The following is a 14,180-nucleotide window of genomic DNA, read 5'->3' on the forward strand; positions in this document are numbered from 1 at the left end:
TACATTCCGAACCCGGAAGCTAAGCCTCACAGCGCCGATGGTACTGCAGGGGGGACCCTGTGGGAGAGTAGGACGCCGCCGAACAAATTTTAGAGCTCCGGCTCTCGGGAATTCTTTCCCGAGAGCCGGAGCTTTTTTGTTTTCCGACAGAATTTTCCCCATGACGCCTCCTCCTTGCCTCCCCCTCTGCGCTGCGGCGCCCGGGCTGCGGGTAAGGTCAGGGGGCATCATTGGCTCGTTTCCCACAGGAGGCCCCCGGGTGGAGGTCCAGGAGACCCGTGTTCAGACGGACCGGGTCCTCACCATCCCGAACATCCTCAGCATGGCGCGTCTCGTCGGCGTCCCCATCTTCCTGTGGTTGATCCTCAGGCCGGAGTTCGGTGGCCCCAAGAGCGATGGCTGGGCCCTGCTCATCCTCATGCTGAGCGGTATCACCGACTATCTGGACGGGAAGCTCGCCCGGCGCTGGAACCAGATCAGCAGCCTCGGCCGGCTGCTGGATCCCGCGGCCGACCGGCTCTACATCCTGTCGACGCTCGTCGGTCTCACCTGGCGCGGGATTCTTCCGATCTGGCTGACGGCCGCGCTCCTCGCACGCGAGCTGGTCCTGCTGGTGATGGTGTGGATCCTCCGCCGGCGAGGCTATCCGCCCCCGCAGGTGAACTTCCTCGGGAAGGCGGCCACCTTCAACCTGATGTACGCCTTCCCGTTGCTGCTGCTCAGCGACGGGAGCGACTGGATCGCGACATTCGGCGCTGTTTTCGGATGGGCGTTCGCCGGATGGGGTACAACCCTGTATTGGTGGGCAGGAGTCCTCTACGTGGTGCAGGTCCGCCGGTTGATCCGGGCGGACACCATGGCCGATTGAGCTCGGCCCGATTGGGCGGCTGTAGTGCCCCGATGGCCCCCGCTCGAAAACTGCGGGACAATCAGGACGGGTGAAGTCGGCTGTACCGTCGTCTCTTAGAGGAGGACGCTTCCGACATGAAGGCCGTCGTGATGGCCGGAGGTGAAGGCACACGCCTTCGCCCAATGACCTCAAGCATGCCCAAGCCGCTCCTGCCGGTGGTGAACCGGCCGATCATGGAGCATGTGCTCAGGCTGCTCAAAAGGCATGGGCTCAACGAGACCGTCGTTACCGTCCAGTTCCTGGCCTCGCTGGTCAAGAACTACTTCGGTGACGGTGAAGAACTCGGCATGGAGCTCACCTATGCCAATGAGGAGAAGCCACTCGGTACTGCCGGGAGCGTCAAGAACGCCGAGGAGGCGTTGAAGGACGACGCTTTCCTCGTTATCTCCGGTGATGCTCTGACCGACTTCGATCTCACCGAACTCATCAACTTCCACAAGGAGAAGGGCGCGCTCGTCACCGTCTGCCTGACGCGCGTACCCAATCCGCTGGAATTCGGTATCACCATCGTGGACGAAGAAGGCAAGGTCGAGCGCTTCCTGGAGAAGCCGACCTGGGGCCAGGTCTTCTCGGACACCGTGAACACGGGCATCTACGTCATGGAGCCCGAGGTCTTCGACTACGTCGAGGCCGATGTCTCCGTCGACTGGTCCGGCGATGTCTTCCCCCAGCTGATGAAGGAAGGCAAGCCCATCTACGGCTATATCGCCGAGGGCTACTGGGAGGACGTCGGCACTCACGAGAGCTATGTGAAGGCCCAGGCCGACGTCCTGGAGGGCAAGGTCGACGTCGAACTCGACGGGTTCGAGATCTCCCCGGGCGTATGGGTGGCAGAGGGGGCGGAGGTCCATCCCGACGCCGTACTGCGCGGGCCGCTCTACATCGGTGACTACGCCAAGGTCGAGGCGAACGCCGAGATCCGCGAGCACACCGTCGTCGGCTCCAACGTCGTCGTCAAGAGCGGCGCGTTCCTGCACCGGGCCGTCGTGCACGACAACGTGTACATCGGGCAGCACAGCAATCTGCGCGGCTGTGTGGTCGGAAAGAACACCGACATCATGCGCGCCGCCCGCATTGAGGACGGCGCCGTGATCGGCGACGAATGCCTCGTCGGTGAAGAATCGATCATTCAGGGCAACGTCCGCGTCTATCCCTTCAAGACCATTGAGGCCGGCGCCTTCGTCAACACCTCGGTGATCTGGGAGTCGCGCGGCCAGGCCCACCTCTTCGGCGCTCGTGGCGTCTCCGGGATCCTGAACGTCGAGATCACCCCGGAGCTGGCCGTGCGCCTGGCGGGGGCCTACGCGACGACCCTCAAGAAGGGCTCGACCGTCACCACGGCCCGCGACCACTCCCGAGGTGCCCGCGCGCTGAAGCGAGCGGTGATCTCGGCGTTGCAGGCCAGCGCCATCGACGTACGCGACCTGGAGAACGTACCGCTGCCCGTGGCGCGGCAGCAGACGGCCCGGGGCAGCGCCGGCGGAATCATGATCCGGACGACGCCCGGGGTGCCCGACTCCGTCGACATCATGTTCTTCGACGGGCAGGGTGCCGACCTGTCGCAGGGCGGTCAGCGGAAGCTGGACCGGGTGTTCGCGCGACAGGAGTACCGGCGCGCGTTTCCCGGCGAGATCGGGGATCTGCACTTCCCCGCGAGTGTCTTCGACTCGTATACGGGATCACTGCTGCGGAATGTCGACACCACCGGTATCGCGGATTCCGGGCTGAAGGTGGTCGTCGACGCCTCCAACGGCAGCGCCGGACTGGTTCTGCCCAGCCTGCTGGGCAAGCTCGGCGTCGACTCCCTGGTCATCAATCCCGGTCTCGACGAGTCCAGGCCGACCGAGACGGCGGAGACGCGGCGGGCCGGCCTGGTGCGGCTGGGCGAGATCGTCGCGTCCGCGCGGGCCGCGTTCGGAGTGCGCTTCGACCCGGTGGGCGAGCGGCTCTCGCTCGTCGACGAGAAGGGGCGGATCGTCGAGGACGACCGGGCCCTGCTCGTCATGCTCGACCTGGTGGCCGCCGAGCGGCGCAGTGGACGGGTGGCGCTGCCGGTCACCACCACACGGATCGCCGAGCAGGTGGCGGCTTACCACGGCACGCAGGTGGAGTGGACGACCACGTCGCCGGACGACCTGACGCGGGTCGGCCGCGAAGAGTCGACGATCTTCGGTGGCGACGCACGCGGCGGCTTCATCATTCCCGAGTTCAGCGGCGTCTTCGACGGCGCGGCCGCGTTCGTACGGCTCATCGGTCTGGTGGCGCGGACGCAGCTCACGCTCAGCCAGATCGACGCGCGGATCCCGCGGGCGCATGTCCTCAAGCGGGACCTCGCGACCCCCTGGGCCGTGAAGGGTCTGGTCATGCGCCGGGTCGTGGAGGAGGCGGGAGACCGTTTCGTGGACACGACGGACGGCGTACGGGTGGTGGAGACGGACGGGCGCTGGATCATGGTGCTGCCGGACCCCGCCGAGGCGGTCACCCATCTGTGGGCGGAGGGCCCGGACGACGCCTCCGCGGAGGCTCTGCTCGACGAGTGGGCGGCCGTGGTGGACAGCGCCGGCCGCTGAAACGATCTTCACCCTTACGTGTCGGACAAGTGTCCCCAAGGGGGCCTGTCCGGCACGTTGGTGGGGCCATTCGGAGGTAGCACCCGCGACGTGCGACGATGTGCGGCATGCCGCAGCAGCCCCCCGTTCGGAGCAGCGCTCCGCGCCCCCCGCGCCCGGACGCCTCCATGTCGCTGCTCACCAACGTCATGGATCACAGCCTCGACGAGGGGTACGCCGAGGCGGCCGCCCGCAGGGAGACCGAGGGCGCCGGCGGCATGCCGAAGACGGTCCGCGCCAAGCTGGGTCTTGCCGCGGGTCTGGTGCTCGCCGCGCTCGTGGTCACCGTGGGGGCGGCGAACGCCCGGCTGGCGGCGCCCGTCGTCGCCAAGGAGCGCCAGGAGCTCATCGACCGCATCGAGCGCGAGACGACGTCCGCCGACAAGCTGGAGAACGGCGTCGACACGCTGCGCGCCGATGTGAGCGCACGCCAGCGAGCCGCGCTGAAGAAGGACGGCGGTGAGCAGGCCGACCTCGTGAGCATCCTGTCGGGTGCCACCGATGTGCACGGACCGGGCGTGAGGCTCGTCGTCAACGACGCCAAGGAAGCCAGCACCGGCGGCGACGGCACGAATCCGCGGGAGACCTCAGGATTCTCCGACACCGGACGGGTGCGGGACCGTGACATGCAACGCGTGGTCAACGGCCTCTGGGAGTCGGGCGCCGAGGCCATCTCCGTCAACGGACAGCGGCTGACAGCTCTGTCGGCCATCAGGGCCGCGGGTGACGCGATACTGGTCGACAACAAGCCGCTGGTGCCGCCGTACACGGTGCTCGCGGTGGGGGACGGCCAGCGGCTCAGCACCAGGTTCCAGAACAGCGCCGACGGGCTGTATCTGCATGCCCTGCAGGAGAACTACGGCATCCGGACCAGCATTTCCGCCGAGGGCGACGTCCGGTTGTCCGCAGCACCGAGTGTGATCGTACGTACAGCAGAGCCGAGAACAGAGAAGGGCACACCGTGATCGCCGTACTGGGCCTCGTCGTGGGAGTCGTGGCTGGATTGTTGGTCCGGCCCGAGGTTCCGGCGGTCGTCGAGCCTTACCTTCCTATCGCCGTCGTGGCGGCGCTCGACGCCGTGTTCGGCGGTCTGCGCGCGATGCTCGACGGCATCTTCGACGACAAGGTCTTCGTGGTCTCGTTCCTGTCGAACGTGGTCGTCGCCGCGCTGATCGTTTTCCTGGGCGACAAGTTGGGTGTGGGTGCCCAGCTGTCCACGGGTGTCGTGGTCGTCCTCGGCATCCGGATCTTCTCCAATGCCGCGGCGATCCGTCGGCACGTGTTCCGGGCGTGAGGCCGATGAGCGACGAGAACGAAGACGAGACTCCCGAGAACCCGCTGCGCGAAGAGCTGCCGGAAGAGGTTCCCGCGGCCGCGCAGGAGCCTGAACCGGAGACGGCCGAGGAGAACGTCGAGACGCCGCCGTCCGGCCGTCAGAGGCTGGTCGAGGGGCTTTGGCCGCCGCGGGTGTCGCGTGCCCAACTCATCGTCGCCGTGCTGCTGTTCGGTCTCGGCTTCGGCCTGGCCGTGCAGGTGGCGTCCAACAGCGACGGCGACAGCGCGCTGCGCGGCGCGCGTCAGGAAGATCTCGTACGCATTCTCGATGAACTCGACAGCCGGACTCAGCGTCTTGAGGACGAGAAGCAGGGTCTCGAGGATCAGCGCACCGAACTGGAGAACAGCTCGAACCAGGCCGAGGAGGCCCGCAAGCAGACGGTCGAGAAGGAGAAGCAACTCGGCATTCTGGCGGGCACCGTGGCCGCCCAGGGACCCGGCATCACTCTGACCATCGACGACGTGAAGGGGACGGTCAAGGCGGACATGCTGCTCGACGCGATCCAGGAGCTGCGCGCCGCCGGTGCTGAGGCGATCCAGGTGAACGGCGTGCGGGTGGTCGCCGGGACCTATCTTGCCGATTCCGGAGGCGGAGTGAAGGTCGACGGGAACAAGATCACCCAGCCCTATCGTTTCAAGGTCATCGGCAAGCCGCAGGACCTGGAGCCGGCGCTGAACATTCCGGGGGGCGTGGTGCAGACACTGGAGAAGGAGCAGGCCACCGTCACGGTGGACGGCACGACGAAGATCGTCGTCGATGCCTTGCGACCGGCGGAGCGCCCTGACTACGCTCAGTCGTCCTCCCGGTGAACGGCGGTCGCATGGGGGTCGCCGGGCGAGGGCAGGAGGTTGCGGGGGGTCGGCGCACCGAATGGGTGGTGCGTGGTGGAAACTGTCTGGTGGATACGGACGTTGTGAGGATGTCCGGGTCGACCGGTGTATTCAATCAGGGTTCGTCCTGCCCCACGGGCGGGTCTGTTTCGGTCAAGGGGAATCGCCCGTGAAGTTGTTTGCGAAGTTGTTCGGCAAGAGCACGCGAGAGGACAGTGGCGACAACGCGACTGCCCGCCATCGTGCACCGCGCCAGGGAGACGCGGAGGCCCAGAGTGGCGACCGCCCGCTGTTCCGGGACCAGGTCACCGGTCCCGGTGGACCTGGCGCGTCGTCTGTTGACCCTGCCCAGTCCGGCCGCATAGGTTTCGGGGAACCGTCAGCCTCAAGCACGGGTGGAGGGTTCGCCTCCGATCCGTATGCGTCCCATGCCCCTGGTGGGCAGCCGCGGCAGGAGGATCCGTCCATGTCGGCCCAGGTGTGTACGAGGTGCGGCAACCGCAACGCGGAGAACAGCCGGTTCTGTTCCAACTGCGGTGCCCCGCTGCGGGGTGGACCGGAGCGTCCGTCGGAGCAGACGTCCACCATCTCCATCTCCGGTATCGAGGCCTACGACGCAGAGGTGACGGGTCAGACGCCCTCGCCGATGCTCTCCCCGGAGGCTCAGGCGGCTGTCGACGCGCTGCCGGTCGGTTCGGCGCTCCTGGTGGTGCGCCGTGGCCCCAACTCGGGCAGCCGCTTCCTGCTGGACAGTGAGCTGACCACGGCCGGGCGTCATCCGCAGAGCGACATCTTCCTCGACGACGTGACGGTGTCGCGTCGGCATGTGGAGTTCCGTCGTGTCGCGGACGGTTCGTTCACGGTCGCCGACGTCGGCAGCCTGAACGGCACGTACGTCAACCGGGAGCGGATCGACCAGGTCCCGCTGTCGAACGGTGACGAGGTGCAGATCGGCAAGTACCGGCTGGTGTTCTACGCGAGCCAGCAGGGCATCTGACCCTCCCCCAACTCCGTCCGGGGGGACACCGAGGGAATGTCCATGCTTCAAACACCGAGCGGCGGTGCCGGCAGCGGTACCGCCGCCGCGGACAGTGAGCTGATGAGCATCGGCGCGGTGCTGAGCGTGCTGCGCGACGAGTTCCCCGAAGTCACCATCTCCAAGATCAGGTTTCTGGAGGCGGAGGGGCTCGTCGAGCCGCGGCGGACTCCTTCGGGGTACCGCAAGTTCAGCGCGAACGATGTCGAACGCCTCGGCCACGTCCTGAGGATGCAGCGCGACCACTACCTCCCGCTGAAGGTGATCCGCGAGCACCTGGACGCCCTGGCGCGCGGTGAGCAGGTGCGTCTGCCCTCCGTGGGCCGTCAGCGCGACGCGGGTGAGGGAGGACCCCTGGGCGAGATCTACGGCGAGCCCGAGGGGCCCACGGCGGCCCGGGTGGGCCGCGCCGAGCTGCTGGCCGCCGCGGAGATCGGTGAGCAGCAGCTCGAGGAGTGGGAGTCGTACGGACTGATCGGCCCCCTGCCCGACGGTGTCTACGACGCCGAGGCGGTGACCGTCGCCGCGCTCGTCGTCGAGCTGGGCCGCTTCGGGATCGAGCCGCGCCATCTGCGGGCGATGAAGGCCGCGGCGGAGCGTGACGCGGGACTGGTGGACCAGGTGGTCGCCCCCCTGCGGCGTCACCGCAACCCACAGACCCGGGCGCACGCGGAGGCCCGTACGAAGGAACTCGCGGGCCTCACGGTGAAGCTGCACGCGGCACTCGTGCAGACCGCGCTGGGCGTGCGACTGCGCTGATCCGGCGTACCGGCGCGGGCCCTGGATCGTCCACCCGTTCTGTGCCCGACTACCCAAACGTCCCGGGCACGGCCTAGGGTTGCTGTGTGAACGAGCTCGATGTCGTAGGTGTCCGGGTCGAAATGCCCTCCAACCAACCGATCGTGCTTCTGCGTGAAGTGGGAGGCGACCGCTACCTCCCCATCTGGATCGGACCGGGGGAGGCGACGGCGATCGCCTTCGCCCAGCAGGGCATGGCCCCCGCACGACCGCTGACCCACGACCTTTTCAAGGACGTGCTGGAGGCCGTCGGCCAGGAGCTCACCGAAGTACGCATCACGGACCTGCGCGAGGGCGTCTTCTACGCCGAACTCGTCTTCGCCAGCGGGGTCGAGGTGAGCGCCCGGCCGTCCGACGCCATAGCGCTGGCCCTGCGCACCGGAACGCCGATCTACGGCAGCGACGGGGTGCTCGACGACGCGGGTATCGCGATCCCGGACGAGCAGGAGGACGAGGTGGAGAAGTTCCGCGAGTTCCTGGACCAGATCTCGCCCGAGGACTTCGGCACCAACAGCCAGTGACACGGGCGAGTGGAGGGCCGCTCAGGGCGGCATTTGCCCGCGGCGAGTGTGGTGTGCCGCGGCCCGCGCGGAGAGCATTCGGCTAGCCTTTCCCCGCGGTAGGGCACGGGAAACCACTCTTAGGGTGATTATCACTCGGCGTGCCGAGTGTGGCGATCGTTGACGAGCCCCTGGTGACTGCCTACCGTCGAGAAGGCAGGTCAAGGACGGAGGTCGGCGTGAGAAGCAGCGGCGACGGTACGGCTGGGGGTGCTCCCGGACACGGTCCGGGGGAGAGCGGCCCGTACCCTCCCCCAAGCTCTCGGCTCGGCTCGAGCAGGGGGCTCCCCCATCATGGCAGCGCGGCCGATCATGTGCCGCGGCGGCCGACAGCGGTGTCCGGTGAGGGAGGGACTGTTCCCGAGGAGGTCGGTTACCGCGGGCCCACGGCGTGCGCCGCCGCGGGCATCACCTACCGGCAGCTGGACTACTGGGCGCGGACCGGACTCGTCGAGCCCAGTGTGCGTCCCGCCTACGGGTCGGGGACGCAGCGCCTGTACAGCTTCCGGGACGTGGTGGTCCTGAAGATCGTCAAGAGGTTCCTCGACACCGGGGTGTCGCTGCAGAACATCCGCACGACGGTCCAGCACCTGAGGGAGCGCGGCTTCCAGGACCTGGGGCGCATGACGCTGATGAGCGACGGCGCGACGGTCTACGAGTGCACCTCGCCCGACGAGGTCCACGCGCTGCTGCAGGGCGGCCAGGGTGTCTTCGGCATCGCCGTGGGCGTGGTGTGGCGGGATGTCGAGGGCGCACTGTCGCAGTTGCACGGAGAGCGGGTGGACACCGGTGAGACGCTCCTCGGGCACAACCCCGCCGACGAGCTGGCGCGCAGACGCAATCGCGCGGTGTGAGGCGTGGTTCTCGATGACGTGATGCCCCGGCGTGCCGGGGCATTGTCAGTGGCGTAGGGCAGCATCGGAGATGTGAGAACCGCGCCCACCATCCTGCATCTCGACATGGATGCCTTCTTCGCCTCGGCGGAGCAGGCGTCCAAGCCGAGCCTGCGCGGCAAAGCCGTCGTGGTGGGCGGGCTCGGACCCCGTGGAGTCGTCGCCACCGCCTCGTACGAGGCACGCGTCTTCGGGGTGAACTCGGCGATGCCCATGGCCCAGGCCCGCAGGCGCGCTCCGAACGCCGCCTATCTCGTGCCGCGCTTCGGGCTCTACCGCGAGGTCAGCGAACAGGTCATGGGGCTGTTGCGGGCCCTGTCGCCGCTGGTGGAGCCACTGAGCCTGGACGAGGCGTTCGTGGACCTGGAGGCGGGCGGGACGGCCTGGGACGACGCCTCGGCGCGGCTGGCCGGTGCCAAGCTGCGCGCGGACATCCGGGCGGTCACGGGACTCACGGGGTCGGTGGGGCTCGCCGCCTCCAAGATGCTGGCGAAGATCGCCTCGGAGCAGGCCAAGCCCGACGGCCTCGTGCTGATCGAGCCGGGCACCGAGCGCGCGCTGCTGGGGCCGATGCCGGTGCGGACGCTGCCGGGTGTGGGGCCGGCGACCGGCGACCATCTGCGGCGGGCCGGGATCACCACCGTCGAGGAGCTCGCCGAGGCGGGCGAGGACGAGCTCGTACGGCTGGTGGGGAAGGCGCACGGGCACGCCCTGTTCGCGATGGCGCTGGCCCACGACGTGCGGCCCGTGGTGGCCGAACGGGAGACCAAGTCGGTGTCGGTCGAGGACACCTACGACGTGGACATCCACGACCGGGTCCGGGTGGAGCTGGAGGTGCAGCGGCTCGCGGACCGGTGTGTGCGGCGGCTGCGCCGGGCCGGGCTGTCGGGGCGGACGATCGTGCTGAAGGTGCGCAGGTACGACTTCTCGACGCTGACCCGGTCCGAGACGCTGCGGGGGCCCACGGACGATCCCGGGGTCGTCCGGGAGGCCGCCGCGCGGCTGCTGGAGGGCGTGGACACGACCGGAGGCGTGCGGCTGCTGGGAGTCGGCGTCTCCGGGCTCGCCGACTACACGCAGGAGGACCTGTTCGCGCAGGCGCAGGCCGCCGCCGTGGGGGAGCCGGTGGCCGAGGAGCATTCCGCGGACGAGCCGGCCGAGGGCGCCCCGGTGGAGGAGGGGCGGCCCGCGGAGCGGCGGTGGTCCTCCGGGCACGATGTGCGCCATGCCGAGTACGGGCACGGCTGGGTGCAGGGGAGCGGGCTGGGGCGGGTCACCGTGCGGTTCGAGACTCCGTATTCCGAGCCCGGGCGGGTGCGGACGTTCCGGACGGACGATCCGCGGCTGGAACCGGCGGATCCGCTGCCCCTGGTGGAGCGAAGACCCGGGGACGCCGACGGGTTCCCGGCGGCTCCCGGGCCGTCGGCGTCAGAAGCCGCGACGCAACGTCCGGGCCTACGACCAGGTCCGGGCGTGGGCCCGGACCTGTACACCGGCCCGGACGCGGGCCCGGACCCGGACGGGAGTCGCGACGCGGATCCGGCCACCCGGGAAGCTCAGGCGTCCTCCGTGCCCGCGATCCGGCCGAAGTCCCGGTCCGGCGGTATCGGGGACGCCACGTCGAGACCGTAGTGGTGGTAGAGCTGGAGTTCCTGTTCGGGGGAGAGATGACGCCCGACGCCGAAGTCGGGGGCGTCCTTGATCAGGGCTCGGTCGAAGGGGATGCGCAAGGTCCCCTCGACGATCTCGCTGGGCTCCAGGGGCACGAAGGCGTCCCTGCTGAACAGCCCTGTGCGTATGGCCGCCCACTCCGGGACACCGGTCGCGTCGTCGAGATAGACCTCGTCGATCGTGCCGATCTTGGTGCCGTTGCTGTCGAACGCCTTGCGGCCGATCAGGTTGCGCGGATCGATGTCGGTCTGCACGGTCCCTCCAGTGGTCGCAAACTCATCCGTAAGTACTACGAAAGAGCACATTTGTGAAGGCGGCCACTCGAAGGCTGATGTCTTGTCCTCGCTGGTAGGCTGGCAGACGGCTGCTGATCCCGTGCGGGAGAGTCCTCCAGATTTCACCGGAGGCGCCGAAGGAGCAAATCCTCCCCGGAATCTCTCAGGCTCACGTACCGCACGGACGAGGTCACTCTGGAAAGCAGGGCGGGTGCCGATGGCCTCCGCTCTCACCGACGGTGAAAGTCGGGTCGTCCGCGGACGACCCGGTGAAACTCTCAGGTTGAGATGACAGAGGGGGAGGCCGTCGGGGTACCCGTGCCGGGGTGCCCCTCGAAGGTCGCGTCAGACCAGGAGGCCTCCGCCATGACCGCCCCTCGCATTCCGCTTTCCGAGCTCGAACAGGGCATTCCCTTCGAGCAGCGCCACATCGGGCCCGACTCCGAAGCCCGGGCCAAGATGCTCGCGCAGGTCGGCTACGGCTCGCTCGACGAGCTGACGGCCGCCGCGGTGCCGGACGTGATCAAGAACGCCGAGGCCCTGAAGCTGCCGGCCGCGCGGACCGAGGCCGAGGTACTGGCCGAGCTCCGCTCCCTCGCGGACCGCAACGAGGTGCTCGGCTCGATGATCGGCCTCGGTTACTACGGCACGTTCACGCCGCCGGTGATCCTGCGCAACGTCATGGAGAACCCGGCCTGGTACACCGCGTACACGCCGTACCAGCCGGAGATCTCGCAGGGCCGTCTCGAGGCGCTGCTGAACTTCCAGACCGTCGTCGCCGAGATCACCGGACTGCCGACCTCCGGCGCCTCCCTCCTCGACGAGGGCACCGCCGCCGCCGAGGCGATGGCGCTGTCCCGCCGCATGGGCAAGAACAAGAAGGGCCTCTTCCTGGTCGACGCGGACGCGCTGCCGCAGACCATCGCCGTCATAGAGACCCGCGCCGAGCCGACCGGCGTCGAGATCGTCGTCGCCGACCTCGCCGACGGCATCCCGGCCGGCCTCGCCGGGCGCGAGATCAACGGCGTGCTGATCCAGTACCCGGGCGCCTCCGGTGCCGTACGCGACATCAAGCCGATCGTCGAGCAGGCGCACGAGCTGGGCGCGGTCGTCACCGTCGCCGCCGATCTGCTCGCCCTGACCCTGCTGACCTCGCCCGGCGAGCTCGACGCGGACATCGCGATCGGTACGACGCAGCGCTTCGGTGTGCCGATGGGCTTCGGCGGACCGCACGCCGGTTACATGGCGGTCCGCGAGAAGTTCGCGCGCAGCCTCCCCGGCCGGCTGGTCGGTGTGTCCGTGGACGCCGACGGGAACAAGGCGTACCGCCTCGCCCTGCAGACGCGTGAGCAGCACATCCGCCGCGAGAAGGCGACCAGCAACATCTGTACGGCTCAGGTGCTGCTCGCCGTGATGGCCGGCATGTACGCCGTCTACCACGGTCCCGACGGCCTGCGGACCATCGCGTGGCGTACCCACCGCTACGCCACGGTCCTGGCCGCGGGTCTCACCGCCGGCGGCGTCGAGGTCGTGCACGGCGCGTACTTCGACACGCTCACCGTGCGGGTCCCGGGCCGCGCCGCCGAGACCGTGGCCGCCGCCCGCGACCACGGCGTCAACCTCCACCGCGTCGACGCCGACCAGGTGTCGATCTCGTGCGACGAGACGACCACGCGCGAGCAGCTGGCCGCCGTGTGGACCGCCTTCGGCGTCGACGGCGACATCGAGGCGCTGGACGCGAGCGCGGAGGACACCCTGCCGGCCGCGCTGCTGCGCACGGACGAGTACCTCACGCACCCCGTCTTCCACCAGCACCGCTCCGAGACCGCGATGCTGCGCTACCTGCGCAAGCTCTCCGACCGCGACTACGCGCTCGACCGCGGCATGATCCCGCTGGGCTCCTGCACCATGAAGCTCAACGCGACCACCGAGATGGAGCCGGTCACCTGGCCCGAGTTCGGGCAGCTGCACCCCTTCGTGCCCACCGAGCAGGCCCGGGGCTATCTGACGCTCATCCACGAGCTCGAGGACCAGCTCGCCGAGGTCACCGGCTACGACAAGGTGTCGCTCCAGCCCAACGCCGGTTCGCAGGGCGAGCTGGCCGGTCTGCTGGCCGTCCGCGGCTACCACCGCGCCAACGGCGACGACCAGCGCACCGTCTGCCTCATCCCGTCCTCCGCGCACGGCACCAACGCCGCCAGCGCCGTGATGGCCGGCATGAAGGTCGTCGTCGTGAAGACCGCGGACGACGGCGAGATCGACGTCCAGGACCTGCGCGCCAAGATCGAGCAGTACCGCGACGAACTGTCGGTGCTGATGATCACGTACCCCTCGACGCACGGTGTGTTCGAGGAGCACGTCGCCGACATCTGCGCCCAGGTGCACGAGGCCGGCGGCCAGGTCTACGTCGACGGCGCCAACCTCAACGCCCTGGTGGGCCTCGCCAAGCCGGGCCACTTCGGCGGCGACGTCTCGCACCTCAACCTGCACAAGACCTTCTGCATCCCGCACGGTGGCGGCGGTCCGGGCGTCGGTCCGGTCGGTGTGCGCGCGCACCTGGCGCCGTACCTGCCGAACCACCCGCTGCAGCCCGAGGCCGGTCCCGAGACCGGTGTCGGCCCGATCTCGGCCGCTCCCTGGGGCTCCGCGGGCATTCTGCCCATCTCCTGGTCGTACGTCCGGCTGATGGGCGGCGAGGGCCTCAAGCGCGCCACGCAGGTGGCCGTGCTCTCCGCGAACTACATCGCCAAGCGCCTGGAGCCGCACTACCCGGTGCTGTACACCGGTCCGGCCGGCCTGGTCGCGCACGAGTGCATCATCGACCTGCGTCCGCTCACCAAGGCGACCGGCGTCAGCGTCGACGACATCGCCAAGCGCCTCATCGACTACGGCTTCCACGCGCCGACGATGTCGTTCCCGGTGGCGGGCACGCTGATGATCGAGCCGACCGAGTCCGAGGACCTGGGGGAGATCGACCGGTTCTGCGACGCGATGATCGCGATCCGCGCGGAGATCGAGAAGGTCGGCTCCGGCGAGTGGGCGGTGGACGACAACCCGCTCCGCGGGGCGCCGCACACGGCCGCCGCGCTCGGCGGCGACTGGGAGCACCCGTACAGCCGCGAGGAGGCCGTCTTCCCGGCCGGTGTCTCGGCCGCCGACAAGTACTGGCCGCCGGTGCGCCGCATCGACCAGGCGTACGGCGACCGCAACCTCGTCTGCTCCTGCCCGCCGCTGGACGCCTACGAGGACTGATCAGCGCTCG

At 68.9% G+C, this 14,180-nt stretch carries 12 protein-coding genes, 1 rRNA gene and 1 riboswitch; of the genes, 12 read left to right on the plus strand and 1 reads right to left on the minus strand.

What is annotated here, in order from left to right; genetic code table 11:
- From rrf to ACZ6KY_RS32885, 11 genes are all read left to right on the plus strand, one after another.
- A 5S ribosomal RNA gene (gene rrf / locus ACZ6KY_RS32835) occupies positions 1 to 84 on the plus strand; the annotation flags it as partial.
- 175 nt (positions 85 to 259) lie between these two features.
- Positions 260 to 868: a CDP-alcohol phosphatidyltransferase family protein gene (locus ACZ6KY_RS32840; protein ID WP_469313898.1), complete on the plus strand. Its 609-nt coding sequence runs from the start codon at positions 260 to 262 to the stop codon at positions 866 to 868.
- 116 nt (positions 869 to 984) lie between these two features.
- A complete protein-coding gene (locus ACZ6KY_RS32845) occupies positions 985 to 3,480 on the plus strand; it encodes a sugar phosphate nucleotidyltransferase (RefSeq protein WP_469313899.1) in 2,496 nt (831 codons plus the stop codon).
- 98 nt (positions 3,481 to 3,578) lie between these two features.
- Positions 3,579 to 4,484 carry a DUF881 domain-containing protein gene (locus ACZ6KY_RS32850; protein WP_469313900.1) on the plus strand — a complete coding sequence of 302 codons (906 nt, stop codon included), beginning with the start codon at positions 3,579 to 3,581 and terminating at the stop codon, positions 4,482 to 4,484.
- Entirely contained in the window at positions 4,481 to 4,813 is a 333-nt protein-coding gene (locus tag ACZ6KY_RS32855; RefSeq protein ID WP_003988855.1) for a small basic family protein, read from the plus strand. The genes ACZ6KY_RS32850 and ACZ6KY_RS32855 overlap by 4 nt, the downstream gene beginning before the upstream one ends.
- Before the next feature lie 5 nt (positions 4,814 to 4,818).
- The gene (locus ACZ6KY_RS32860; RefSeq protein WP_469313901.1) at positions 4,819 to 5,664 is read left to right on the plus strand and encodes a DUF881 domain-containing protein; all 846 of its coding nucleotides are present in this window, start codon (positions 4,819 to 4,821) and stop codon (positions 5,662 to 5,664) included.
- Positions 5,665 to 5,725: 61 nt separating this feature from the next.
- Complete coding sequence (locus tag ACZ6KY_RS32865) at positions 5,726 to 6,682, plus strand: FHA domain-containing protein (RefSeq protein WP_469313902.1); 957 nt, start codon at positions 5,726 to 5,728, stop codon at positions 6,680 to 6,682.
- 42 nt (positions 6,683 to 6,724) lie between these two features.
- The gene (gene ftsR / locus ACZ6KY_RS32870) at positions 6,725 to 7,480 is read left to right on the plus strand and encodes a transcriptional regulator FtsR (RefSeq protein ID WP_469313903.1); all 756 of its coding nucleotides are present in this window, start codon (positions 6,725 to 6,727) and stop codon (positions 7,478 to 7,480) included.
- Positions 7,481 to 7,566: 86 nt separating this feature from the next.
- Positions 7,567 to 8,040: a bifunctional nuclease family protein gene (locus ACZ6KY_RS32875; protein ID WP_006123076.1), complete on the plus strand. Its 474-nt coding sequence runs from the start codon at positions 7,567 to 7,569 to the stop codon at positions 8,038 to 8,040.
- 218 nt (positions 8,041 to 8,258) lie between these two features.
- Entirely contained in the window at positions 8,259 to 8,933 is a 675-nt protein-coding gene (locus ACZ6KY_RS32880; RefSeq protein ID WP_469313904.1) for a MerR family transcriptional regulator, read from the plus strand.
- Between the two features lie 72 nt (positions 8,934 to 9,005).
- Positions 9,006 to 10,604 (plus strand): DNA polymerase IV, encoded by a 1,599-nt coding sequence (locus ACZ6KY_RS32885; protein WP_469313905.1) that lies wholly within the window; start codon positions 9,006 to 9,008, stop codon positions 10,602 to 10,604.
- On the opposite strand, the gene ACZ6KY_RS32890 is transcribed toward ACZ6KY_RS32885, so the two are convergent.
- Complete coding sequence (locus ACZ6KY_RS32890) at positions 10,529 to 10,897, minus strand: PRC-barrel domain-containing protein (protein ID WP_469313906.1); 369 nt, start codon at positions 10,895 to 10,897, stop codon at positions 10,529 to 10,531. The two genes, ACZ6KY_RS32885 and ACZ6KY_RS32890, sit on opposite strands and share 76 nt — an antisense overlap.
- A 114-nt stretch (positions 10,898 to 11,011) precedes the next feature.
- A riboswitch (glycine riboswitch) is annotated at positions 11,012 to 11,107 on the plus strand.
- 177 nt (positions 11,108 to 11,284) lie between these two features.
- Between ACZ6KY_RS32890 and gcvP the strand changes: the two genes are divergently transcribed.
- Entirely contained in the window at positions 11,285 to 14,170 is a 2,886-nt protein-coding gene (gene gcvP / locus ACZ6KY_RS32895; protein ID WP_469313907.1) for an aminomethyl-transferring glycine dehydrogenase, read from the plus strand.
- Positions 14,171 to 14,180: the final 10 nt, after the last annotated feature.

The sequence above is a fragment of the Streptomyces sp. NPDC042002 genome, assembly GCF_055588305.1.